This window comes from Aeromonas sp. 11P, assembly GCF_051920165.1.
Classification (GTDB): Bacteria; Pseudomonadota; Gammaproteobacteria; order Enterobacterales; family Aeromonadaceae; genus Aeromonas; species Aeromonas veronii.
In genome coordinates this window covers 1,868,004-1,892,046 of sequence record NZ_JBQBDJ010000004.1, presented here as the reverse complement: position 1 = coordinate 1,892,046, position 24,043 = coordinate 1,868,004, and the positions used below count along the sequence as shown (strand labels likewise).

The 24,043-nt window shown below is 56.0% G+C and carries 27 protein-coding genes and 2 tRNA genes; 11 read left to right on the top strand and 18 right to left on the bottom strand.

Annotation, left to right across the window (positions count from 1 at the left end; all coding sequences use genetic code 11):
• Positions 1 to 54 precede the first annotated feature (54 nt).
• From ACTG1P_RS08620 to ACTG1P_RS08585, 8 genes are all read left to right on the top strand, one after another.
• Entirely contained in the window at positions 55 to 1,359 is a 1,305-nt protein-coding gene (locus tag ACTG1P_RS08620; RefSeq protein ID WP_440001022.1) for an ABC transporter permease subunit, read from the top strand.
• A gap of 12 nt (positions 1,360 to 1,371) precedes the next feature.
• Positions 1,372 to 2,223, top strand: coding sequence for a sugar ABC transporter permease (locus tag ACTG1P_RS08615; protein WP_068982263.1), 852 nt, complete (start codon positions 1,372 to 1,374; stop codon positions 2,221 to 2,223).
• A 22-nt stretch (positions 2,224 to 2,245) separates the two neighbouring features.
• On the top strand, positions 2,246 to 3,445 hold the full coding sequence (locus tag ACTG1P_RS08610) for a glycoside hydrolase family 53 protein (protein WP_440001021.1): 1,200 nt from the start codon (positions 2,246 to 2,248) through the stop codon (positions 3,443 to 3,445).
• Between the two features lie 62 nt (positions 3,446 to 3,507).
• Positions 3,508 to 5,562 (top strand): beta-galactosidase, encoded by a 2,055-nt coding sequence (locus ACTG1P_RS08605; RefSeq protein WP_440001020.1) that lies wholly within the window; start codon positions 3,508 to 3,510, stop codon positions 5,560 to 5,562.
• 54 nt (positions 5,563 to 5,616) lie between these two features.
• Positions 5,617 to 5,964, top strand: coding sequence for a glucose PTS transporter subunit EIIB (locus tag ACTG1P_RS08600; RefSeq protein WP_440001019.1), 348 nt, complete (start codon positions 5,617 to 5,619; stop codon positions 5,962 to 5,964).
• Between the two features lies 1 nt (position 5,965).
• Complete coding sequence (locus ACTG1P_RS08595; protein WP_440001018.1) at positions 5,966 to 7,144, top strand: glycoside hydrolase family 53 protein; 1,179 nt, start codon at positions 5,966 to 5,968, stop codon at positions 7,142 to 7,144.
• A gap of 44 nt (positions 7,145 to 7,188) precedes the next feature.
• Positions 7,189 to 8,601, top strand: coding sequence for a pyruvate kinase PykF (gene pykF / locus ACTG1P_RS08590; protein WP_421257775.1), 1,413 nt, complete (start codon positions 7,189 to 7,191; stop codon positions 8,599 to 8,601).
• Positions 8,602 to 9,056: 455 nt separating this feature from the next.
• Positions 9,057 to 9,560, top strand: a complete 504-nt coding sequence (locus ACTG1P_RS08585; RefSeq protein WP_440001017.1) for a S16 family serine protease — start codon at positions 9,057 to 9,059, stop codon at positions 9,558 to 9,560.
• 59 nt (positions 9,561 to 9,619) lie between these two features.
• On the opposite strand, the gene ACTG1P_RS08580 is transcribed toward ACTG1P_RS08585, so the two are convergent.
• From ACTG1P_RS08580 to ACTG1P_RS08545, 8 genes are all read right to left on the bottom strand, one after another.
• The gene (locus tag ACTG1P_RS08580; protein ID WP_440001016.1) at positions 9,620 to 9,964 is read right to left on the bottom strand and encodes a type IV toxin-antitoxin system YeeU family antitoxin; all 345 of its coding nucleotides are present in this window, start codon (positions 9,962 to 9,964) and stop codon (positions 9,620 to 9,622) included.
• Between the two features lie 96 nt (positions 9,965 to 10,060).
• On the bottom strand, positions 10,061 to 10,558 hold the full coding sequence (radC, locus tag ACTG1P_RS08575; protein ID WP_440001015.1) for a RadC family protein: 498 nt from the start codon (positions 10,556 to 10,558) through the stop codon (positions 10,061 to 10,063).
• Positions 10,559 to 10,669: 111 nt separating this feature from the next.
• The gene (locus ACTG1P_RS08570; RefSeq protein WP_421187782.1) at positions 10,670 to 10,927 is read right to left on the bottom strand and encodes a hypothetical protein; all 258 of its coding nucleotides are present in this window, start codon (positions 10,925 to 10,927) and stop codon (positions 10,670 to 10,672) included.
• Positions 10,920 to 11,330, bottom strand: a complete 411-nt coding sequence (locus ACTG1P_RS08565; protein ID WP_421187784.1) for a hypothetical protein — start codon at positions 11,328 to 11,330, stop codon at positions 10,920 to 10,922. Before ACTG1P_RS08565 ends, ACTG1P_RS08570 begins: the two co-directional genes overlap by 8 nt.
• A 9-nt stretch (positions 11,331 to 11,339) precedes the next feature.
• Entirely contained in the window at positions 11,340 to 11,765 is a 426-nt protein-coding gene (locus tag ACTG1P_RS08560; RefSeq protein ID WP_440001014.1) for a DUF2787 domain-containing protein, read from the bottom strand.
• Positions 11,766 to 11,791: 26 nt separating this feature from the next.
• Positions 11,792 to 12,268 carry a lecithin retinol acyltransferase family protein gene (locus ACTG1P_RS08555; protein ID WP_440001013.1) on the bottom strand — a complete coding sequence of 159 codons (477 nt, stop codon included), beginning with the start codon at positions 12,266 to 12,268 and terminating at the stop codon, positions 11,792 to 11,794.
• A gap of 64 nt (positions 12,269 to 12,332) precedes the next feature.
• A complete protein-coding gene (locus ACTG1P_RS08550) occupies positions 12,333 to 13,121 on the bottom strand; it encodes a hypothetical protein (protein WP_440001012.1) in 789 nt (262 codons plus the stop codon).
• A gap of 10 nt (positions 13,122 to 13,131) precedes the next feature.
• On the bottom strand, positions 13,132 to 13,452 hold the full coding sequence (locus ACTG1P_RS08545; RefSeq protein ID WP_069554321.1) for a hypothetical protein: 321 nt from the start codon (positions 13,450 to 13,452) through the stop codon (positions 13,132 to 13,134).
• Between the two features lie 221 nt (positions 13,453 to 13,673).
• Between ACTG1P_RS08545 and ACTG1P_RS08540 the strand changes: the two genes are divergently transcribed.
• Entirely contained in the window at positions 13,674 to 14,024 is a 351-nt protein-coding gene (locus tag ACTG1P_RS08540; RefSeq protein ID WP_069554320.1) for a helix-turn-helix domain-containing protein, read from the top strand.
• Between the two features lie 11 nt (positions 14,025 to 14,035).
• Here ACTG1P_RS08540 and ACTG1P_RS08535 read toward each other — a convergent pair whose 3' ends face one another.
• The 7 genes from ACTG1P_RS08535 to ACTG1P_RS08505 form a co-directional block, all read right to left on the bottom strand.
• Entirely contained in the window at positions 14,036 to 15,016 is a 981-nt protein-coding gene (locus ACTG1P_RS08535) for a recombination directionality factor (RefSeq protein ID WP_440001011.1), read from the bottom strand.
• Entirely contained in the window at positions 15,013 to 16,002 is a 990-nt protein-coding gene (locus ACTG1P_RS08530) for a YqaJ viral recombinase family nuclease (protein ID WP_268030202.1), read from the bottom strand. The genes ACTG1P_RS08535 and ACTG1P_RS08530 overlap by 4 nt, the downstream gene beginning before the upstream one ends.
• Before the next feature lie 94 nt (positions 16,003 to 16,096).
• Positions 16,097 to 17,047: a DUF932 domain-containing protein gene (locus ACTG1P_RS08525; RefSeq protein WP_440001010.1), complete on the bottom strand. Its 951-nt coding sequence runs from the start codon at positions 17,045 to 17,047 to the stop codon at positions 16,097 to 16,099.
• Between the two features lie 209 nt (positions 17,048 to 17,256).
• Positions 17,257 to 17,346, bottom strand: a tRNA-Arg gene (locus tag ACTG1P_RS08520).
• A 107-nt stretch (positions 17,347 to 17,453) separates the two neighbouring features.
• A tRNA-Arg gene (locus ACTG1P_RS08515) sits at positions 17,454 to 17,530 on the bottom strand.
• 1,723 nt (positions 17,531 to 19,253) lie between these two features.
• Complete coding sequence (locus ACTG1P_RS08510) at positions 19,254 to 19,529, bottom strand: hypothetical protein (RefSeq protein ID WP_440001009.1); 276 nt, start codon at positions 19,527 to 19,529, stop codon at positions 19,254 to 19,256.
• Positions 19,530 to 19,994: 465 nt separating this feature from the next.
• Positions 19,995 to 20,921, bottom strand: coding sequence for a WYL domain-containing protein (locus tag ACTG1P_RS08505; RefSeq protein WP_201980137.1), 927 nt, complete (start codon positions 20,919 to 20,921; stop codon positions 19,995 to 19,997).
• A 100-nt stretch (positions 20,922 to 21,021) separates the two neighbouring features.
• Between ACTG1P_RS08505 and ACTG1P_RS08500 the strand changes: the two genes are divergently transcribed.
• Positions 21,022 to 21,312, top strand: coding sequence for a DUF4258 domain-containing protein (locus ACTG1P_RS08500; RefSeq protein ID WP_029303229.1), 291 nt, complete (start codon positions 21,022 to 21,024; stop codon positions 21,310 to 21,312).
• Between the two features lie 6 nt (positions 21,313 to 21,318).
• Positions 21,319 to 21,957 (top strand): ADP-ribosylglycohydrolase, encoded by a 639-nt coding sequence (locus ACTG1P_RS08495; RefSeq protein ID WP_225628386.1) that lies wholly within the window; start codon positions 21,319 to 21,321, stop codon positions 21,955 to 21,957.
• A gap of 38 nt (positions 21,958 to 21,995) precedes the next feature.
• Here the strand turns inward: ACTG1P_RS08495 and ACTG1P_RS08490 are convergent, their stop codons facing one another.
• From ACTG1P_RS08490 to ACTG1P_RS08480, 3 genes are all read right to left on the bottom strand, one after another.
• Positions 21,996 to 22,652, bottom strand: coding sequence for a HEPN domain-containing protein (locus ACTG1P_RS08490; RefSeq protein ID WP_193001433.1), 657 nt, complete (start codon positions 22,650 to 22,652; stop codon positions 21,996 to 21,998).
• 126 nt (positions 22,653 to 22,778) lie between these two features.
• Positions 22,779 to 22,982, bottom strand: coding sequence for a hypothetical protein (locus ACTG1P_RS08485; RefSeq protein ID WP_421199847.1), 204 nt, complete (start codon positions 22,980 to 22,982; stop codon positions 22,779 to 22,781).
• A gap of 383 nt (positions 22,983 to 23,365) precedes the next feature.
• The gene (locus ACTG1P_RS08480; RefSeq protein ID WP_010634847.1) at positions 23,366 to 24,040 is read right to left on the bottom strand and encodes an OmpA/MotB family protein; all 675 of its coding nucleotides are present in this window, start codon (positions 24,038 to 24,040) and stop codon (positions 23,366 to 23,368) included.
• Positions 24,041 to 24,043: the final 3 nt, after the last annotated feature.

Genomic DNA, 24,043 nt, shown 5'->3' with positions numbered 1-24,043 from the left:
CGGGCCGGGCGGCATCAGTGGTCGCCCGGGCTCTTAATGGAAAGGAGGTAAATTGTGGTTGTCGATTCCGAATCGTTCACCCAGATTGGTACAAGAACCCATCATGCCAAGGTTGCCGCGCTGCTCTCGCTGATACCGGGACTCGGACAGTGGTATAACCGGCAATGGGTCAAGGGCACCCTGTTTTTTATCGTCATGGTTTGCTTCTTCGGCGTATTCCATGACTTCCTGTCGCAGGGCTTCTGGGGCCTGTTCACCCTCGGTATCGAGTTACCGCGGGACAACTCCGTCTTCCTTCTGGCCAAGGGGGTCATCAGCGTACTGGTGGCTATCTTTGGTTGTGCTTTCTACTACTGGAGTATCCGCGACGCCTATATCAACGGTGATCGCCGCGATCGTGGCGTGGCCCTGACCAGTGTGCGCAAGCAATACCAGTTGCTGCTGAGCGAAGGGTTCCCGTACCTGATGATCACCCCGGGCTTCATCCTGCTGGTGTTCGTGGTGGTGTTCCCCATCATCTTCGGCTTCTCCATCGCCTTCACCAACTACGATCTATACCACACCCCGCCGGCCAAGTTGGTGGACTGGGTGGGGATGAAGAACTTCATCAACATCTTCAAGCTCGATCTATGGCGCTCGACCTTGCTCGACGTGCTGCAGTGGACCGTGATCTGGACGCTGATCGCCACCACGTTGCAATGCTCGGTCGGGGTGCTGCTGGCGATCCTGGTCAATCAGAAGGATCTGCGCTTCAAGCCGCTCATCCGCACCATCCTGATCCTGCCGTGGGCAGTGCCCGGTTTTGTCACCATTCTGGTGTTCGCCGGCATGTTCAACGAGACCTTTGGCGTCATCAACAACGGTATTCTGGCTTCTCTGGGTATCGACCCCAAGGCATGGATGACTGATCCCTTCTGGACCAAGACAGCCCTCATCCTGATGCAGACCTGGCTTGGCTTCCCGTTCGTCTTCGCCATGACCACTGGGGTGTTGCAGGCTATCCCGGATGATCTCTACGAGGCGGCCACCATCGACGGTGCCAGCACATGGCACAAGTTGACCACCATTACGCTGCCCTTGGTGCTGTATTCGATCGCTCCGATCCTCATCACCCAGTACACCTTCAACTTCAACAACTTCAACATTATTTACCTGTTCAACAACGGGGGACCTGCGGTGGCCGGTTCCAATGCCGGCGGCACCGACATCCTGGTCTCCTGGATCTACAAGCTGACCATGTCGTCATCCCAGTATGCGATTGCGGCGAGCATCACCATTCTGCTCTCCCTCTTCGTGGTCGGCATTGCCCTATGGCAGTTCCGTGCGACCAATTCGTTCAAGCAAGACGACATGGTGTAAGGAGATCCAGCCATGAGTGCCAAACACAGTCTGAAAAAGAGTAATGCCATCCGCCTGACCCTCAGCTATTTGCTGCTGGCTATGGTTGCGGTGGTCATTATCTACCCCCTCATCTGGACGGTGGGGGCATCCCTCAACCCGGGCAGCAGCCTGCTTAACACCTCTATCATCCCGGAAAACTTCTCCTTTATTCACTATCAGGAACTGTTTGACGGGCGCATCGACTATGCCGCCTGGTACTGGAACTCGATGAAGATCAGCTTCCTGACTATGGTGCTGACCCTCATCAGTGTCAGTTTCACCGCTTATGCCTTCTCGCGCTTTCGTTTCCGTGGGCGGCAAAACGGCCTGATGTTGTTCCTGTTATTGCAGATGGTGCCCCAGTTCTCGGCCCTCATCGCCATCTTCGTGCTGGCCCAGATGCTGGGTCTGGTCAACAGCCACCTGGCGCTGGTGCTGGTCTATGTGGGCGGTATGATCCCGATGAACACCTATCTGATGAAGGGTTACCTCGACGCCATCCCCAAGGATCTTGACGAGTCGGCGCGTATGGACGGAGCGGGCAACTTCCGAATCTTCATCGAGATCATCATGCCGCTCTCCAAGCCCATCATTGCGGTGGTTGCACTGTTCTCATTCACCGGCCCGCTTGGCGACTTCATTCTGGCCAGCACCATATTGCGCACCCCGGATCAGTTCACCCTGCCTATCGGTCTCTACAACCTGGTCGCCCAGAAGATGGGGGCCAGCTACACCACCTATGCGGCGGGAGCTGTGCTCATCGCGGTGCCGGTGGCCATCTTGTACCTCTCCTTGCAGAAGTACTTCGTTTCAGGTCTTACCGCAGGTGGGACCAAAGGTTAATCCGTTAAACAGGACGTTCGACATGAAAATCAAGAAAACGCTGGTGATGGCGGCGCTGCTCGCCACCGGCATGTTGGGCATGCAGACCCAAGTCATGGCCGCCGAGAGTGCAGTGGTGCAACCAGTGGCGGTACCGCAAGCCTTCATCAAGGGGGCCGATGTATCCATGCTGGCCGAGGTGGAGAAGTTTGGCGGCAAGTTCTTCGATGCCAGCGGCAAGCAACAGGACGCCATGGCCATCCTCAAGGAGAACGGTTTTAACTACATTCGCCTGCGCCTGTGGGTGGATCCCAAGGATGCAGACGGTAAGCCTTACGGCGGCGGTAACAACGATCTGGCTGCAACGATAGAACTTGCCAAACGTGCCAAGGCGCATGGCATGAAGTTCCTGCTCGATTTCCACTACAGCGACTTCTGGACCGATCCGGGTCGTCAGAACAAGCCCAAGGCGTGGCGTACGATGTCAGTCGAGCAGTTGGCGGATGCCGTTTACGCCCATACCAAGGAGAGCATGGACGCCCTGGCCAAGGCCGGTGTGATGCCTGACATGGTGCAGGTTGGCAACGAGATCAACGGTGGCATGTTATGGCCAGAGGGCAAGAGCTGGGGCCAGAACGGTGGCGAGTTTGACCGCTTGGCCACCCTGCTCAAGGCTGGCGTGCGCGCGGTCAAAGAGCACGGCAAAGATATCAAGGTGATGCTGCACCTAGCTGAGGGTACCAAAAACGACACCTTCGTCTGGTGGTTTGACGAAATCGCCAAGCGCGAGGTGCCCTTCGATATCATCGGGCTCTCCTTCTACACCTACTGGAATGGCCCCATCAGTGCCCTCAAGGCCAACATGGATGACATCAGCAAGCGCTATGGCAAGGATGTGATCGTGGTTGAGGCCGCCTACGGCTACACCACGGAGAACTGCGACAACGCCGAGAACAACTTCACCGCTAAGGAGGCGAGCGACGGTGGTTACCCGGCCAGCGTACAGGGGCAGGCCGACTTCCTGCGCGATCTGATCAAGAGCGTGGTGGCGGTACCGGACGGGCGTGGCAAGGGCGTCTTCTACTGGGAGCCCGCGTGGCTGCCAACCCCTGGTGCCACCTGGGCTACCAAGGCTGGGATGAAGTACAACAACGACGACTGGAAAGAGGGTAATGCCCGGGAGAACCAGGCGCTGTTTGACTGCTCCGGCCATGTGCTCCCCTCGATCAAGGTATTCAACTGATCCGGTTTCAACCGATAGGGCGACCGGCCATGGCCGGCGCCCCTCGTTTTAGGAGATGTGTGATGTTCAAGTTTCCCCCGCTCAGTGAACGGGTGCCCGCCCTGCTGCATGGTGCTGATTACAACCCGGATCAGTGGCTGGATGATCCTGAGGTGTTCGAGCGCGATCTCGAGATGATGAAGCAGACCCGCTGCAACGTGATGTCGGTCGGCATCTTCAGTTGGTCTTCCCTGGAGCCACAAGAGGGGCGCTATGAGTTCGGCTGGCTCGATACGGTGCTTGATCGCTTACACGAAAACGGCGTGTCGGTCTTCCTCGCCACCCCGAGCGGTGCGCGTCCGGCTTGGCTTTCCCAACGTTATCCCGAGGTTCTGCGGGTCAGCAAGGAACGGGTCAAGGCACTGCACGGTGGCCGTCACAATCACTGCATGAGTTCGCCTGTCTATCGTGACAAGGTGCGAGCTATCAATGGAGCCCTGGCCGAACGCTATGGCCGTCATCCCGGTGTCATCGCCTGGCACATCTCCAACGAGTACGGTGGCGAGTGCCACTGCGAGCTTTGTCAGGAGCGCTTTCGCGACTGGCTCAAGGCTCGTTATGACAGCATAGAAGCGCTCAATCACGCCTGGTGGAGTAGCTTCTGGAGCCATACCTACACCGACTGGTCACAGATCGAATCCCCGTCTCCCATCGGCGAGAGTTCGATCCACGGCCTCAACCTCGACTGGAAGCGTTTCAATACCGCCCAGGTGAGCGATTTCTGTGCCGAGGAGATCAAGCCCTTGAAGGCGGCCAACCCGAGCCTACCGGCCACCACCAACTTCATGGAGTACTTCTACGACTATGACTACTGGCAGTTGGCAAAGGAGATCGATTTTATCTCCTGGGATAGCTACCCCCTCTGGCACAACAGTGGCGATGACTCGACCCTGGCAGCTTACACCGCCATGTATCACGACCTAATGCGCACTCTCAAGGGAGGCCAGCCCTTCTTCCTGATGGAGTCGACCCCGAGCCTGACCAACTGGCAGCCCATCAGCAAGCTCAAGAAGCCGGGAATGCATATCCTCTCCTCCTTGCAGGCGGTAGCCCACGGCTCCGACTCGGTGCAGTACTTCCAGTGGCGCAAGAGCCGTGGTTCGGTCGAGAAGTTCCACGGTGCCGTGGTCGATCACGTCGGTCACATTGATACCCGGGTGGGCCGCGAGGTGCAGGCGCTAGGCGAGATCCTAGCCAAGTTGCCAGAGGTCGCGGGCAGCCGCGTCGAGGCCAAAGTGGCCATCATTTTCGACTGGGAGAGCCGTTGGGCCATGGATAATGCCCAAGGACCGCGCAATGCTGGCCTCTTCTACGAGAAGACGGTAGCCGAGCACTACCGCCCCTTCTGGGAGGCAGGGGTGGCGGTGGATGTCATCAATGCCGACTGCGTGCTTGATGGCTATGACCTAGTTATCGCCCCGATGCTCTACATGGTGCGCAATGGCTTTGCCGAACGGGTCGACGCCTTTGTCAAACGAGGCGGGCAGTTCGTTACCACTTACTGGAGCGGCATCGTCAACGAGACCGATCTCTGTCACCTGGGGGGCTTCCCTGGGCCGCTGCGCCCGGTCCTCGGGATCTGGGCAGAGGAGATAGACGGTCTCTATGACGAAGAGCGTAACGCCGTCTCGGGTCTTGCTGGCAATGAAGCCGGACTCTGCGGCCCTTACGAAGTCACTCACCTTTGCGATCTCATCCACCTGGAAGGCGCGAGGGCCCTGGCCAGCTATGACGGTGACTTTTATGCCGGACGTCCGGCGGTGACGGTCAACGAGCACGGGACAGGTCGCGCCTATTATGTCGCCTCGCGAAATGATCTGGCGTTCCAACGCGATTTCTTTGGCCATCTCATCGAGACCCTGGCCCTGCCGCGTGCCTTGCCAGCCTTGCCGGAGGGGGTCACAGCCCAGTGCCGCAGCGATGGTGAGCAGGCGTTCGTGTTCGTGCAAAACTTCGCCAACGCCGAGCGCCTAGTCACTCTGCCGGGTGGTCACAGTGACATGGTGAGCGGTGAGGCGCTGAGCGATTCGCTGGTGCTGCCTCCATTCGGCTGCCGGGTGCTGCGTCGCGCCCGTTGATTGCGGGGCGGAGCCTGTGGCTTCGCCCTCTTTTTTCACGTTTAGGAGGTTCAAATGGTCAAGATGCAGGACTTCAAGCGGCTGTTCGCCGCTGCCCTCGGCCACAAGGAGGAAAAATCGACCGAGACGCCGCTTTCCGGGCTGGACGAGGCGGCCATCACCGCGCTCATCGCTGCCTTTGGGGGGCGCGACAACATAGTGGGCTTTGACGCCTGCCTGACCCGGCTGCGGGTCAGGGTCAATGCCTTGCAGCTGGTCGACAGCGAGGCGCTGCAAGGTCTCGGTGCCATCGGCGTCATCATCATCGGTGACGAGGTGCAGGCCATTTTCGGCAAGCGCTCGGACAACCTGCGCCGCGAGCTCGGTCAGTGGTTCGAGTTGCACGAGCCGGAGCAACACTAGCATGTCCCCCCCGCTGAGCTGGCCACTGTTGGTCATGCTGGGAGCCATCAGTGCAGGGGTTGGTGCCGCTCCTCATAACCTGGTCATCCGAGGGGCGGATGTCTCCACCCTAGCCGAACTCGAGCACCTGGGCGTTCACTATCAGGACGAAATGCGACAGGGGGATTTGCTAACCCTGATGCGCAAGCGTGGCCTCAACCTGGTACGCCTGCGGCTGTGGGTCGATCCCCGTTCGGCCAAGGGGGAACCCTTTGGTGGTGGCAACAATGACTTGGAAAAGGTGATTGCACTGGCGCAGCGAAGCCGGTCCCTAAACCTGCCCTGGTTGCTCGATCTTCATTACAGCGACTTCTGGGCCGACCCTGGAAAGCAGCACACGCCACGGACCTGGCGAGGCAAGTCGGATGCAGAGCTGGCGGCAATGCTGCACGATTACAGCGCCGCCGTGATACAACGCCTGCGCGAGGCCGGGGTGCCACCGCAAATGGTGCAGGTCGGCAACGAACTCAATAACGGCATGCTGTGGCCGCAGGGGCAACTACACCGGCAAGAAGAAGAGGAGGGGTTCGATCGATTAGCCCAGTTGCTCAAGGCGGCCATCGCCGGGATCCGTGCTGGCAGCGAGGGGGGGATCACCCCACGACTGATGCTGCATCTTGCTGAAGGAGGGGATGAGGCTCAGTGCCTACGCTGGTTCAAGGCGATGCAGGTACGTGATGTGCCGTTCGATCTGGTGGGTATCTCCTTCTACCCATATTGGCACGGATCTCTGGGCGACCTCTCGCGCACCATGAACAGCCTTGCCACCCAAATCAGGCGTCCGCTGCTGGTCGTTGAGACCGCCTATGGGCATGACACCGTCAACCTGGACGAGGTTCGTAATGCCTTCGGTGAGCAGGAGGCCGTACGCGGCGGGTTTGCTGCGACGCCCGAGGGGCAACTAGCGTTTCTCGATGCACTGCGCGCTGCTATTGCCGCAGTGCCGGATCAGCTCGGGCTCGGGTTTGTCTATTGGGAACCGGGCTGGATCCGGGTCCCCGGCGACAGTTGGGCCAGTCGCGCCGGCATGGCGTTCCTCGGGATAGATGAGCCCCTCGGCAATGGCTGGGAGAACCAGGCCCTGTTTGATCGGGAGGGCAGAGGACTGCCGGCGTTGGCCGCCTTCGCCCAGACCCGCTGACTATTTCACATTGAAGAGATGACAACAGCACCATGAAGACTGACATGAAAAAGACCAAAATCGTCTGCACCATCGGTCCGAAGACCGAATCCAAAGAAATGCTGGCTAAAATGCTGGATGCTGGCATGAACGTCATGCGCCTGAACTTCTCCCACGGTGACTACGCCGAGCACGGCAGCCGCATCAGCAACCTGCGCGCTGTGATGGCCGAGACCGGCAAGCACGCAGCCATCCTGCTGGACACCAAGGGTCCGGAAATCCGTACCATGAAGCTGGAAGGCGGCAACGACGTCGCGCTGGTCGCTGGCCAGACTTTCACCTTCACCACCGACCAGACCGTGGTTGGCAACAAAGACAAAGTGGCCGTGACCTATGCAGGTTTCGCCAACGATCTGCGCGTCGGCAACCGCATCCTGGTTGATGACGGCCTGATCGGTCTGGACGTTATCGAAATCACCGAGCGCGAAGTTATCTGTAAAGTGCTGAACAACGGTGATTTGGGCGAGAACAAAGGCGTTAACCTGCCGGGCGTCTCCATCAAGCTGCCGGCCCTGGCCGAGAAAGACAAGCGCGACCTGATCTTCGGTTGCGAGCAAGGCGTTGATTTCGTTGCTGCTTCTTTCATCCGTAAGAAAGAAGACGTTCTGGAAATCCGTGAGCACCTGAAAGCCCACGGTGGCGAGAACATCCAGATCATCTCCAAGATCGAAAACCAGGAAGGTCTGGACAACTTCGACGAGATCCTGGCTGTTTCCGACGGCATCATGGTTGCTCGTGGCGACATGGGTGTAGAGATCCCGGTTGAAGAAGTTATCTTCGCCCAGAAGATGATCATCGCCAAGTGCAACAAAGCCCGCAAAGTGGTTATCACTGCCACCCAGATGCTGGACTCCATGATCAAGAACCCGCGTCCGACCCGCGCCGAAGCTGGTGACGTGGCCAACGCCATCCTGGACGGTACCGACGCAGTGATGCTGTCCGGTGAATCCGCCAAGGGTAAGTACCCGCTGGAAGCCGTGACCATCATGGCCACCATCTGCGAGCGTACCGATGCCGTGATGCCGTCCAACCTGTCTGCTGCCAACGACAGCAACAAGCTGCGCATCACCGAAGCTGTATGTAAAGGCGCCGTAGAGACCTCCGAGAAGCTGGACGCCCCGCTGATCGTGGTTGCTACCGAAGGCGGCAAGTCTGCCAAGGCCATTCGCAAGTACTTCCCGAAAGCTTGGATCCTGGCTATCACCACCAACAAGAAAACTGCTGCCCAGCTGGTTCTGACCAAGGGTGTGGTTGCTCACGTGGTTGACAGCATCGCCTCTACCGACGATTTCTATCGCATCGGTAAAGAAGCCGCGCTGGAAATCGGCATGGGTCTGAAAGGTGACGTGGTTGTGATGGTCTCCGGTGCTCTGGTACCGAGCGGCACAACTAACACCGCCTCCGTGCATATACTCTGAGCGGGAGTCGATTCTTTTAAGTCCCATACTAGACTTAAACATTCTTAGCTAACTTCTAACTACTCAGAACCCGTGATGCACCATATCGCGGGTTCTGTATTTCAAGAGGGGGTACGCATATGTTATAAATATGCGCTATCTTACCGCCTTGATATCACGGCAGAATACGTGGTTTACCACCTTTCCCTCTTCTGCGGGGCACTTCCATTTTACCTATACTTCTGAAGAGCCCATACATCACAGTCAGTAGCATTTCATCAAATTTGAGCAAATAGTTCAGCACATTATGCAATAGCAGATGACGTTCTTCTAATTCATCGTGATACACCATGCTAATATCGTATATTCCCTACTCCTCAGACTTATTCCTATACGCATTACAGTTGTAATATGTTCTGGGTGCACAGCTCAGTGATTTCCAGCCTTGGCCTAATCGACGCCAAAGGTTAATATCAGTGACAGCGTATCGTTTGTGGGCACGGATGGCGCCAGATAACGGCAGGCATTCGACCTCTTGGTTGGGTTCCAATACGCCAGCGAAGGAGGCGATACGGGTCGGTTTCGATTACTTCAAAGGCAATCTGAATCGGGTCAGCGCAACGGCCAAGTTCTCCGAGCATGAGTACCATTTGCATGTGCTCGAGCTACATAACTCCGGCCCCAGCACCAAAACCAGTCTGGCTGCGCTGGTGGCGTTTTGTTCCATTCTGATGGGCAAGCCGGTACAAGAGCAGATGGTGGTACTGGGTGACATGACGCTAGGAGGTGTGGTCAATCCGGTTGAGGATTTGGCCGGTAGTCTGCAACTGGCGATGGACAGCGGCGGAAAACGTGTATTGCTGCCGATGGCGTCTGCCTCGGATATTCCAACCGTACCGGCGGAGATCTTCTCCAAGTTTCAAATCAGCTTTTATGCTGATCCGGTGGATGCCGTCTACAAGGCATTAGGGGTTCAGTAGTCAGCCAAAAAAAGAAGTATCAGGTAGGGTGAGCTACATGCTCACCCTCTGCCTCAGATTCATATTTTCGTGGTTTGAACTCTACTGCATTCCTGCCGGTAGACATCCAGATAGAGATATCCGTAGCTGGCTTTGGGATTAGCCAGACACACCCATTCCCCTTGCTGCAACGTCACCAATTTATCTTGGTCACTCAGTAGTTCTCCTTGTTGAAAGAGCTTGCTAAGGCGCTCAATAAAACTCGGTATAACGGTATCAATGTCGGTGAGCCATTGCTCGTCAGCATCGCCATAGACGCCGCAGCGATCCCAAAGCAGGGAAACCCTGCTTCGTTCAACAATAGCACGTGCGCCAAAACGTGGTTGAACTTGGGTGTGTAATCCCCAACTCCCTATGGTTCCCATTTTCTGTGTACTCCTAATGATGGTAAGTCGTTGTCGAGCTCACTGCTGGCCATACCTTCTTCCTCCATGAACGGGCCCCCCTGACCAGCGTGGTAGTTACAAACTCCCTCGTTCTGCCAGCGACACCACTCCCTCAGTACCGACGACCAGATGATCCAAAATCCGGATATCCGCCAGTGCCAGGGCATCCTGTAAGCGCAGGGTGATCTCGATATCAGCCCGGCTGGGTTCCGGGTATCCCGATGGGTGGTTATGCACCAGCATCAGGGCGGTGGTATTGTGGTGCAGTGCCCGCTTGACGACATCGCGGGGGTAGACAGTCGCAGCGGACAGGGTACCAAGGAACAGCTCCTCGTAGGCCAGGATCCGGTGTTGGTTATCGAGGAACAGTGCCGCAAAAACTTCGCGATCCCGTGTTTGCAGCAGCCCTTGCAGGGCTTGATGGGCCACGTGTTTATCGGTAATAGCTTCTCCCTTGGCCAGTTTCTGCCGGGCAACAGCTTGGGCGATGGTGAGCAGGTCATCGTCGGTGACAAGGTCAGTCACCCGGTAGGTGCCGGGTTGCTCCCCGGCGGTGAGTTTTTGATGCAACATGATTAGGCTCCATACGCCATCGCCCCACCGCATTGGACGCGGCAGGCTAGGCGAAGTAGTTGGTTAATGGGTTACTGAATGGGGTGTGACCGCAGGCTTGGCTGGCTGTGTTCAGGCCGCCAAGGTGTGCGGGGTGTAGTCGTGTAGCGGAATGTGGTAACTGGTGGCGAGCATGGTGCCTAACTGGGTTAGCCAGCGGTGATCCGGATGATCGCACAGCCATTGCGCCAGTCTGTCACCCCGTTCGTTTTCATAGCGTAGGTAGACGGCGTAACCGGCCACCGGCTGGCCTTGGTCATGGACCACTTCAATCTGACCATTGTGCTCAAGGTAAGCCTCCAGCTCGATGGCGATCATGGCGTTAATCATCTTCGGTCTCCTTGTCGGGGATGGGGTCACTCGCCACGGCATAGCCGCGATGAATGCAGATGCGTTGCAGGTCGGTCAAAAAGCTTGCCAGTACACAAGGCTGCTCGGTGAGCGGCACCGGCCCTGCTTGGCAATGCCAGAAGCAATTGCGCTTGGGGTCGATGCAGATCTCATCTCTCGGCTGACTCATGGTGTGCCAGTCCTCAGCATTGGTGAGGGAGAGCAGTTGCCACTGCGACCCGGACCAACGGACTTGCAGGGTGACTGTGCGGAAGTATGGGCTATCCGGTGTCAGGTGAAGCAGCCAACGCTGACCACTGTGGGTGGGGGTTAGCTTGGCGCTGGTGGCGACTCGCCCCAGCCACTGACGTGTGTAGTGGGAGAGCGCTAATTCTTGGCTCATCGTTACCTCCTAATCTCCTGCGACCGTGACGCTGAAGCATTCCAACCAGCAATAGGCAATGAAGTTGCTCTGCCAGATGCCGAACAACTCTCGCGCCTCAGCCAGCCGCTGCGGTCCCCAGCCCAACATGGTGTGTTCCCCATCGAGGAAGTTGAAATCGAGCTCCTTGCAGAGCTCAGCATCTTGGCCCAGCCCCTGGTAGATGAAGTCGGTGACGTAATCGAACAGCCAGCCATCGAGACCACGTATCAGACGGATCTCGACTGGGTGCACGCCGCCTTGCTCGGCGCTATAACCGGGGTTACGAAAGTTGAAGGTCAGTTGGGTTAAGCGCTCGATATTGAGCTCGGTTTTAGCGACTTCCTGGTCGAGCAGAACCAGCAATGCTTGGGCTACGGGCAGGGCAAAGCCGTCCCGGAAAAAGGGAATGGTCATGGAGTTCTCCGAATAAAGGGTTGGGACTAGCGCAGTCGCCAGGGAAGTCGCCAGGTTGGTAGCTTGTTCGTCAGCGGTGTTAGTAGTGCGGGGAACGTAGGCTCGGTGGTGCGGATCGGCGGCAGGGGCGTTTGTGCAAGCGTGATGGCTAGCAAGACGGTACTCCACGCCTGGTCTACCTGCTCACTGTGGTGCACACCCTGGATACACCTGGTCACGAAGTGCTCGCAGTTGTTGAACTGCAGGTTGTAGGCCCGCTCTCCCAGCCGTTGATGCGCTCGCGCCAGACTTTCGCTGGGGCTGTAGTAACGGTGGCTGTATTCACGCAGGTAGCAGTCGCCATTGCCTGTAAATATCTCCAACGATGAAACAATAATCCGTCCCGTCACCGGGCCTTCACTCGAGAAAGGGCCGGTATAGTGAATGACTTGGTTATTGCCTGCGTAGAGGCCGTGATGGTCATAGCCCCATCGGCTTACGACCAGATGGTCACCAGGTTGCATGTCTGCTCCTTTTAGAAAACAAAAAGCCCGGTACAAGACCGGGCGTAACAAGGTGGGGCGTGGCTCACTCGAAGGTGTAACCGGCATCCCCTCGGTCGGTATGAATAACTACCTCCAGTACTCGGCACAGCGGTGTTGACTTGAGGGTGAACCGAGCTTGCACTCCAAAGTTCATCGCAACAGGGAACACCTGCTTGATGTACTCTGGTTTTAACCGGTCTTTACTGGCGAGACAGGTGCTCCATTTCACACGACCGCTGACACAATCATCACTCGGCACTTCCCGAACCAACTGACACTGGCCACGGTTGATGGTGATGTCTTTAATCGTTACGGGGTCATTACGAGACACAACCTGCAGTACGCCCTGTTGTGCGCGAAGTTCAAAGTTCAAGGGGGCGGCGGCTGGCTCAGGCTCCGGAGCTGGAAAGGCGCAGCCAAAGGCAGCGTCTGTCGCAGCGGGCAGGACCTCTTGTACACCCGCTACCGGCAGCTCAACAGTTCGGTCATCCTGGGTGATGGCTTGCAGCGACTTGGCTGTGCGCAGCGCGGCCCACATGTCATAGAACGCCTTGCTGTCATTCCCTGCCACCATGCTCGGTAGCGGGGGGTAGGTATGACCATTGATGCGCAAACTGACGTTGTTCGTAGCTGCTTGTCCCGCCTGATTGAGCGTGATGCCATTAAGCTGGCCCATCTGGCACGAGAGATAGAGATAGGTCTCATCATCAACCGTTGCCGAATACTCCGTTACCCCCTGGCCCCAGCCATCGTTCCAGCGGCCATGATCACCGAATGCCAGCACGGCAGGCGTCAGTAGCAAGCCCAGAAGGGCTATTATCCATTGATGCATCCCACACTCCTTACACGGCATAGCCGAGGATATTGTTCATAAAGCCTTGAAAGGCGAAAAAGCCGATCAGTGCCCCGATGGCCTGCGGCCCCATCAGCCAAAATATCTTGGCTTTGAAGGTCTCGACTGCACCGCTGGTCGAGATCCAGTCCGGGTGAGTAAAACGGCGAAACCACTCCCCGATACACATGCCAACCCCGGTAAAAAGCGTGCCGAACACGAAGGTGGCGGTCAGCCCCCAGAAGCCGAGCCAAGGAGCTTTGCCGGTCCAGGCAATGTTAATGGTCAGAGCCAGAAAAAGCAGGCCAGCGATAACAAAGTAACGTTTCATGATGTCTCCTTATGGATAAAAAATGACTTTTCATTTCCCGTGGCCATGCGGCGGTTGAACAGCGGGAAATGAGGGGTGTTGAGTATTGGGTGATGGATTTCCTTTCGCTCTGAAATTCCACGCCAAAGCACTACTGTCAACCTATTTGGTTGATCCTCGCCTTTCAGAGTTCTTCATGTCAACAGGTCTATACCCAACCATGTAAGTTGATTGGAGGACTTATGACAGATATCAACTTTGAGCAGTTAGCCAAGAGTGTGGGTAAAGCGATTGGGCGTCAGCGTAACCAGGCCGGGTTTACCCAGGAGCAGGTGGCTGAACACCTCAATATCGGGATGGAAGCTGTCTCCCGGATGGAGCGGGGAATAGTGGTGCCGACTGTGGTGCGGTTGGCGGAGCTCGCTCAATTGTTTGGTTGTGAGCTGGCGGACTTTCTGCGCGAGACCAGTAACCGCCCGACCGAACAGGGCATTGTGCTGAGCCAGCAACTGGCTCGGCTTGATGATGCCGACCGAACCTTGTTGCTGGAAACGGTAGAGCGGTTGGTGGAGCGGTTGGCACGTCCCCGCTGATCATCCGCTATTCACTGGGGAGGGGACGGGTTCCCTTTCCCCAATTTATTGGTGAGCGGGCTCCTTCTTGGTTGCGGCCTCTGCGGCGTTCTGGTTGCTTGGCTTTGCGGTGCGTTAAGCGAGGTAGTCGCCACTGCTTCTGCGTTACCGTTCGCCGTCGCGTCGCTGTTGGCTTCGGGATAGAACTCCTCCAGCAGCATCGGCACCTCTTCATCGATATCCTCAAACTGGCCATTACGCAGCAAGTCACGAGCGGCCTGCTCCATCTGGTCGATGGCGAGCCCCGCTCCTTGGTCACGCTGTGCCGCCTCCTGTGCTTGCCTGACTGCCTCAGTCAGGTTGGTTTCTTCCCGTAAGGTTAAATCCACGTAATAGATCGGTGTGCGGTAGGACTGGGTAGTGCTCTTGGCCCGCAACCGCAGGGTGAGCGGCAGATAGCGGGTATGGCCCCCGCTTACTGCCTCCAGGTACTTCAGTCGCGCCGCCAGGGTGCGTACCGAGTTGTAGCCGGTGGTGCGGAAGATAAAACTGCCCAGCTCATCCCCTTGCCCCTCCACAAACAGGTTCAGTCGCCCGCACAGCTTGCAGCCCTGTTGCCCGGCAAAGGCGCAGCGCTCTGGTCCAGGGCAGCTGACCTCCTCCATGCCTTGTGCCCCCACACGTCTTGCCACCTCCCCATTCCCGACACAGAGTGGCCTGCCGGTTTGCCGGTCAAACGCGCTGTATTCCGCCCGCAGATTCAAGTCGCTGTCGTTGAACAGCACTCGCACCGGAATGGCGCGGATCTTGGTCTGCTCCTGCCCTTGGCTACTCTTTTGCGATGAGTAGTGTTGATGCAGGGGATGGAGCAACCATCCCCCCTTTTGCTGTATCTGGGTGGTGAGGGTGAAACTGTCGTCCTTCTCCGGCACCCACTTATCTTGTTTTTGCACCAGCTTGCCGATGCAGATCCGCCCGATCACGGGCGGGGTAATCGCCAGTCCTTTGATCATGGTGTTTGCCTCAATGGTTGAATGGTGAAACGGCGCACGCCGGGCACCGGTTTGACATAACGGGTGAGCAGGTCGGGATGATCCTGACCGAGCTTATCCAGGTCCGGTGCCATCCGGTCTTTACTGCGCTTCCAAGTGATCTTGCCATCGGCAAACAGCCCGGCTGTCGCTTCACCCAAAGTGGCTTGCAACCGCTGTTTGAGTTGTGACTCCTGCTGCTCGACGGCTTCCTTTTGCTGACGCAATCGCAGTAGCTCCCCAAACAGCTGGTTGAACTCGGGAGAATCGGAGAGATCCAGCGTCTGGCCATCGTCACGGGGGAAGAGCCAGCTCAGGGCATTGGCAGCATCACTGGAGCCGTCAGGCTCGGGCTGCTGGTCTTGTTGCACCATCTGCCAGAATTGCGCTTCCCGCTCGGTGAGATCTTGGATCTTCTCCTCATCGCGCTCGATGCGGTAAATCCGAAAATCCTGGCCACCGATCAGCACAGCCACTTCGGCCCAGGCATGGCCGGTGACGGCCAGTTGATGGAGTACCTGACACTGGTAAGCCACCGGCACCCCTTCCTCCCACTGGGGGGCGCTGTGATAGCTGGCGGTCTTGATCTCCAGAATGCCCGGCCCATCGGGATGGCCGACCACCTCTCGGTCGAGGTTGGCGAGCATGAAGGGTTGCTCGGGGTGTTGCAGCACAGCATTGACCCGGCGCACCTTATAGCCGGTGCGTTTGGCATAGACCTGCGCCAGCACAGGTTCCAGCTCAATGCCCCACAGCACCGCCTCCTTGTGGGAGATATCCTCCGGCTCCTTGCGATCGGTCTTCTCCAGCCAAAGGCTGAGCGGGCATTTGTAGGGGGATAGCCCCACTGCCACGGCGGCATCGGAGGAGCCAATGCCAAGCTTGCGGATAGCGAGCCATTGCTCGCGGGTTAACTGGGTAGTAGAGGCCAGCCGCAGGGCTTGGCCATATTTGGCTTTTGCTTTCATGACGACTCCTTGTTGACGGCATAAATGGCGGCGCCCGGATTGGCTTGTGCCAGTCCGGGTGAGCTCGTTATGCGGTTTGAATGGGGAAGCGGAATTACTGCAGCAGAGTGAGTGCCTGATTCAGGGCTTGGGATTTGAGCTGGGCGCCCTGACCAAACCAGGCGGAATTGAGCCGGTGCTCCTGGCTGCGAGCACGGCGGTGGTGATCCACGTATTCTGTGACCGCATTGACCAGCCCCCAGGCGGTATTACGGGAACTGGCAAGCTCTGAGCCCATGCCTGCGCCCTGATAGAGCTCTTGCAGCCGTTGTACCGGCTTGGTGAGAATGATGTTCTCCTCATCGAGTGGTTGCGCCAGCAAGTCGCTGAAAAAGCGCAGCGCCTCTTCGGGGGCGACGGGTCGTTGTGCCAGTGCCTTGGTCTGTGCCTTGAACTCATCCCAATGGGAGAGCCCCAGCCCGAGCGACTCTTTGACGGTCGCCGCATCGAACTGAGTGGAGTGGGGCACCTTGATGGCACCAGTAGCGCCGCGCAGTGCCATCTGCAGGGTGTTGTTGCAAACCACCCGCAAAGAGGTGAACTGCGCCGTGGTGCAGAGCGTGCCGTCGCAACTTGTCGCCAGCAGTAGATAGGACTTTACCAAGTCATTGCCTTTGAGTTTTAGATCCTGGCCGGTTTTAGCCAGTGCCCACAGTTTGCGGCCGCCTTTGAGTGAGCCTGCGGTCTCCAGCTCAAAGCCACCGGCTTCCACCAGATCTTGATAGAAGTGCAGCACCTCGTGAGGCTGTACCACGTTGTAGCGGCTTGAGACCACCGACAGGGGGGCAAGGGTATCGGAGCGATAAAGTACCTTGCTGTCGCTGTAGGGGCGGATATGTAGTGCATCGGAGGCGACGTTAAACATCACGTCGCTCTGCTCGATGGTCCAATCCATCCCGGCTGCCTGTAGCCAGATATCGAGAGATTGTTGCGGGGGCAAAATATTGCCAAGGCCATGCCAGGGTGTTTGACCGGTGTAGGCCATCGTATCGATCAGGTGAGCCATGAGAAATCTCCAATGAAAAAGGGACTGCACAGAGCAGTCCCTTGGGTAGGTTCATGGAGATAATATATATCTGAAATTAATTGAAATGAGACTTATTTGCCTCTCTGGTTTATAGCTATGGAATGCGCGCTGTGGTACCCCGTGTGGTACCCCAGGCCAAAAACGACCAAGGGGTTAGCACCATGAAGATGCTAACCCCTTGTTTTATATGGCGCTCCCGACTGGAGTTGAACCAGTGGCCTGTCCCTTAGGAGGGGATGGTTATAAGAGCTTTTAAATAAAAAATATCGTTAAAAAACAATGGGTTAAGTGCATTTTTGGATTTGAATAGCGCTGAAATAGCGCAAAATAATGCTTGCAACGCATGCGCAAATGCATTATTGGGTGGTGAAATGAGGTTACGAGATGGCGTCCCAGGCAGGATTCGAACCTGCGACCTCGCCCTTAGGAGGGGCGCGCGCTATCCAGCTGTGCCACTGGGACGTGCGCGCATTATATAAAAATACTAATAAAAATAAACAGCTAATGTCATCGCCAGCGACCACTGAAGTGCAGTTCGTCCCATTTTCAGCCGACAATCGCACTTACTGATGAGCAGGGTATCCATTTCACAATATCGATAATGGGATCGCCAGTGGCCACTGATGAGTAGATCAGCTCGTTGTCAGCCGACAATCGCTGCCTGTCTGTGTCAGAATTCCATTTCACGATACCTGTAGCAGATCAGGCCATTGAAGACTTCGGTGCGGATAGGCTCGTTGTCATCCGACAATAGGTGCCTGCCAGAGGCAAAATTCCATTTCACGATACCTGTAGCAATGTGGGCCAACGGGTAATCAGGTGCTGGTCGGCCCGTTGTCAGCCGACAATCGATGTTTGCCTGGGTCAAAATTCCATTTCACGATACCGATAATGTGGTTGCCAGCGGGGCTGAGGTGCAAATCACTCCGTTGTCAGCTGACAATCGCCGCCAGTCAGCAGCGAGGGTTCCATTTCACGATACCGATAATGTGACTGCGTCGAGTTTGAATTGGGCAGTAAATGAGCGACGTAATCTTGTCATTGAACACCTCAGGTTATGGTGGCAACTGTACCACCCAAAATGGTGTCCGGGATGATTAGCCCACTACACATCCATGTTTCCAGAAAGCAAAAACCCCGCAACGAGGCAGGGTTTCAGCATTGTATTATTTCAACTTCGCACTCAGGGTAGCGACTCTCCCTATCCCTTGATTCTAGGGCAAGTTTAAGCCACTAGTCAACATTTAGCCCGTTTAGCGTATAGGTTTTCGGCACCCGCCAACGTAGTCGCAGTTGGCCAGGGTCAGAGTTCTATTTCACAATACCGATAATCTGATCCCTTGCTGCCACTGAGGTGAAGATCGACTCGTTGTCAGCTGACAATCGCTGCCAGTCAGCAGCGAGATTTCCATTTCACGATACCGATAATGCGATTGCCAGCGGCTACTGAGGCGCAGATCCCCCGTTGTCAGCCGACAATCACAGTGAATCAGCAGCGAGATTTCCATTTCACGATACAGATAATGCGGTTGCCAGCGGCCACTGAGGTGCAGGTCGCTCCGTTGTCAGCTGACAATCGCTGCCAGTCAGCAGCGAGATTTCCATTTCACGATACCGATAATGCGGTTGCCAGCGGCCACTGAGGCGCAGATCCCCCGTTGTCAGCTGACAATCGCTGCCAGTCAGCAGCGAGATTTCCATTTCACGATACCGATAATGCGGTTGCCAGCGGCCACTGAGGTGCAGATCGCTCCGTTGTCAGCTGACAATCGCTGCCAGTCAGCAGCGAGATTTCCATTTCACGATACCGATAATGCGGTTGCCAGCGGCCACTGAGGCGCAGATCCCCCGTTGTCAGCTGACAATCGCTGCCAGTCAGCAGCGAGATTTCCATTTCACGATACCGATAATGCGGTTGCCAGCGGCCACTGAGGTGCAGATCACCCCGTTGTCAGCTGACAATCGCTGTCACTGGATGAGCAGAGTTCTATTTCACGATACCGATAATGCGATTTCCAGCGGCTACTGAGGCGCAGATCCCCCGTTGTCAGCCGACAATCGCAGCCAGTCAGCAGTGAGATTTCCATTTCACGATACCGATAATGCGGTTGCCAGCGGCCACTGAGGTGCAGATCGCTCCGTTGTCAGCTGACAATTGCTACGGTGTGCAGAGATGGATTTCTAGTTAAACGGCAAACGAGATCTGAGATCCGTTTGGCATTTCAACATTGAGCTGTAGTTTTCCCCCAGCAGCCTCGACCCAGCGTTTAAGCTCCATCAGTGTAATGTCCTGAATTGATGGATCTTGATCGCAAATCATGGGTTCGGTGCCAGACTGGGTCAGTACTTCACGGAGTTGATTTATATGAATCTCTAGTCGCATTTGCTCTGCTTTTTCCCTGGCCTGAGTGACAACGTCGGGCATTTCTGTGGTCAATATTTCGTCAAGCGTGCGTGCCATGGCTACCTCAAAAGAACACTCGATGGACTGGGTCCTGACAAAGTCATTTTGCGCTGAACGTAAGTGGCTAAGTTCCGAGCAATATAAATATGATCAGTATCACCTGTGTGGGCTGAGGTGTCTATGCACGGGCTCCAATGGAGCTTTTTTGTGTTTGCTGCGGCTATGCCGCCAGCAGCTGTACCAGTTGTAGGAGAGCTGCGTTGTTCCATTTCTCACTACCGATAATGGAGTGAGATTGATGTGGTGATAGGTGTATGGTCGCGGAATCAGGTATTGCTGTTGAATCTTGAAGCTATCGATGAATTGTTACGGTTGGATCACAGAAGTGGGGCGGTGAAAACAGTCAGTAAAACAATGTCAGCCAAGCTGAGCTGACTGACATTAGGTTATCGTATAGCTCTTTTCTTTGTTAACGACATAGACAGTGGAAACTCCACCTTGTCCTAGAACTTGGTTGCGATTTTAGTTGACCACGACATTAAACAAATCTGCACTCTTGAGCTTGAAGGTACAGCCTTGCTCGATGAGTTCCTCCCGGTTGGCCAGTACCAGCGGGTAGAGCAAGGGATGTTGTTGGTGTTCACCGTTATAGCTCACCTGCATCCGTTCCAATGCGTAATGTACTAAGGGGATCCGTTGGCTGAGCAATAGCTGGTTCCCGGTCATGGCATAGTCTCTGGCAATGATGGCCTGCTGTCCCTCGCTGAGGCCTGGATTCGGAACGACTACAGCGGTCACTTGGGTGTTCCACTCCAGATCTTGATCCCGGCCGTGAGGGGAGGCATCCAGCAGATCCGGTTCGCCCCGAAAACGACTCATCACAAAGTCCAGATATTCCCCTTTCTTCTCGCAGTAGGCACGTACGTGCCAGCGGATCCCGTCATAGACCAAAGTGTGAGGCACGATATTGCGGCCACTCTGCTCCTCTGAACTGAGGGATACGTAATCGACATCGACCCGCAGTTGGCCGCGCGCCGCTTGCACCAAGCCACGCACGATTTTCGGGTCGATATGGCGGTTTGGCACATCCAGGATCTCGATGTGGCCGTAGCGCAGATCCATCAGCGGCAGTGTCAACAGGCCCGCTTCATGTTGGCGCTGGTGCTGCTTTTCACGGTGTAGCAGCATCAGGTACTCATCCACTTTTCCCTCACTAAAGCGCGGGACAAAGTGCTCTGTGGGTTTGTATCCCTTCAGGCTTCTGTCATAGACCAGCCCTTCCGGTGAGTAGTGGGTCAGGTAGTGGTTGATATCCCGCGACGCCTGTTGGCGGCCGATATTGAAGGCGGTCATCAGATGGTTGGTGGTCAGCCGTCCCTCCCACTGCAAGACGATCTCCAGCAGACGAAAACGAAGGGTTTGATCCCAAGTGAGCTCTTTGGGTGCCATACGTGCTCCAAAATGCGACATGTTTATGTAACCAGTATCGGCATGAGTATACAGGCTACATATAATGAGTCCATCGAAATGAGCGCCAAAGGGGAATGCCATGAACGGGAAGCTGGATAGTGCGTACAGCCATCACGCCGCGTGCCGGATGCAGCAGCGCGGTATTGCTCCCGAGCTGGTAGAGCTGCTGCTGAGCATCGGACGTTCTTCTTATCACCAGGGACGCGAACTGGTTTATCTCGATCGCAAAGGCGTGACGATGCTGCAAGCCGAGTACGGAGTGCCAGCGGAATGCTGCCAGCGGCTGCGCGTTCACTATCTGGTACTGCAAGGCGGTGAGATTGTCACCGTCGGTCATAAAACCACCCACTTCAAACGCGATCGTCACTGAGGCGCTATGAACTCAAGTCTGTTATCAGGTCAGGCGGCCATGCCCCTGATCAAGGGGATATATTGCCTACTGCCAGCCGAGCGAGCTAGGGAGCTGACCGTTCTGCTTGCCAAAGGCACGTGTCACCAAGAGGGTGAGACTTCACCACTGGCGGTGGTGGTGGCATTGGCTATCCATGTCGAACAACATAGGCTGGATTGCACGTCACAGCCCATCTATCTGGGGCGTGAGCAACTGATGGTCGGTGCTGCTGATTTGCTGGGGGAGGATGCCTGCTTTGAAGATCAGGATGCGTTTCGTCTGTTGGCGCTGCTACTCGACAAATTGCTGCGAGGAGTGCGTGGCAGTCGCCAGGCCAAGCTGGATGGACTAACGGTAAGCGTCATGGAGCAGCGGGCGCTGGCAGCCACATCTCCGAATAGCGGCGCCGTGGTGCGCGGCAGCTGGCGGCGCAAGTCACGCAATCAGCTGGGCCATGCCAGCTGGCTGGATGTAGTGGAGGCAGCCCTCTGGTGCTTCTGGCATGGTGACGATTTGGCAAGCGGCGAAGTGCTACTCGGTGTGCTGCTGGGCAGGGATGAGCGGGTGCGGTTGGTCTATGGTCTGTTAACCGGGGCTTTCTATCTGTCAGATCGGACGGATTGAAGCCGCTGGGCCATCGCAGCGCGCCATCTTGCGACTGATTAACCAGCCAGCTCAACCACCGGATAACAGGCATCTCCCCACAGGGTATCGGGATGGGTCATCATCAACTCGATGATCACCGGCACCAGTTTGCCGAGCAGGTTGGCGCAATCCTTCAGTTGTTTGCGATTGACCGAGCTGTTCCAGGTCGCACCGCCATGAATTAACTGGTTGCGCAGGGTATAGAGGCGGTTAAACACCACGCCCAGCAACTGTGGGGTGTTGCTGCTGGCGAGGGCCTGGGTTGCCATCTTCTTGCCTTGTGCCAGCCGCTCCTTCCACTGAGCTTCGCTGATCTTGCCGCTCTGATAATCCCAGAAGCCTTGCAGCACAAATGGGGTGTCCAGCAGCATGCGGATACTGCCAGAGAATTCTTGCCAGACGAGTTGCTCGATCTGCTTATGCTCATCTAGGTCACACAGTTTCTCCAGAAAGCCTTTGAAGGTCTCCTGTTCCGAGAGGCGACGATCGTCATCGATTTCAGTGGCATAGGCCGCATTGAACGCAATCCAAAGAAAGATAAAGCGGCCATCTTCATCCTCGGCCATTTCGGCGCGTTGCAGCCAGCTTAATGCACGATGAACTCGTAGGTTGAGGTTGCTGGGAGAGTGTTCACGCAGCGTCCGGTGACGGTTTTTCAACTGTTCAAAATTCAACGACGATCTCCTTCTCAATCAGATGAATAGCCAGCTTCTGTAACCAGGACCACTGCACACAGTATTACTACGATCTCAACAGGTTTGTGACGAACTGGCTGGATTAGCAAGGGGTAATAACTACGCTTACTTTCGGATGACATCCTTCAGCTTAGCGATGGTCAGCTCCACCATGGTGGCCGACGATTTTTCCAGTGGGGCATGGTTGCACTCGGGACAGGCCTCAAACCAGGTGTGGCCACGCACCATAACGTCGCTCTTGGGAGCAACTGTCTTGTGCCAGCCGCAGTGGGGGCAATGAAAGGTAAATGGATGTGGTGGTACAGGCATGATGTTTCCCAAAAAGGTCCCTTTTGGCTTAGCCTATCATGGTTCGATATTGATGGGCGCAGCATCGATCACAGACTTTCTGCAATATCTACATTCGGCTGAAAATACTACATGTGCAAAACACCTGTATCGAAGCTCCACGCTAGGCTCGGTATAATTGTGAACCAACTCAGCTTCGCGAGCTGCAAGTTCAGTGGCAAACTTGGGGCGATTTATGATGTCAAGTTGGGTTGAGCGTCGAACAGTGCTGTTTCAAGGTACAGAGCTGTAAGCCTTCTGAGGGGGTATCGTCGGGCTTATATATTCGCACCTTCTCTACAGAAGGTGCGAACAGATCACTTGGCATGTATATGCCGCTGATATTGAACAAATGACTAGGCTAATTAGATGGAGGGGCTGTTCTTATCATCTAAGGTTTCGACCAGAAACCTCACTTCCACTCTGCGATTTCTCGGGTCCGCAGGGTCGATGTTGCTGAGGGGTCTTGAGTCGCCGTAACCGGCCACAACAATCCGCTTAGCCGAGGTATCATCAAGCTCACCAATAATGGCTTTCCTCACCTCCCTGGCTCTTGCCGCTGACAACGTAAAATTGTCGTCATAGACGGTGCAAAATCGCTGGAAGTCTGTCACGGGCCGGTTGACGGGGAGATTATCGGTGTACCCCTCCACAAAGATCTGAGCTTTGGGGTTTTCCTTCAAAAAACTCACCAACTTTGCCTGCACCGAGCCGACAGCGGTTTTTACCTCATCATGCAAACATGCACTCCCTCGCTCAAACACACTGTCCGCTAGGGTTAGACGATTAGACTTAGAATCCAGCACCATCAGGCTTGATGTGCTTTCATCGTTCATCATTGCCTTGAGGGCTTGCTTGAGCTGCGCCGTCGGATCCTTCCTTTGACTGCGCTCCAGTTCTGCCGCTTTCGCCAACTCCTGGTAATGCAGTTCACTGACACTCTTTTGCAGAACGGCGACCACCAGTAGCAACATCACGACAGCAGTGACGCCTGCCATCAAGTCAGAGATAGCGATCCATTCACTTGGTTTATCCTTCATGGT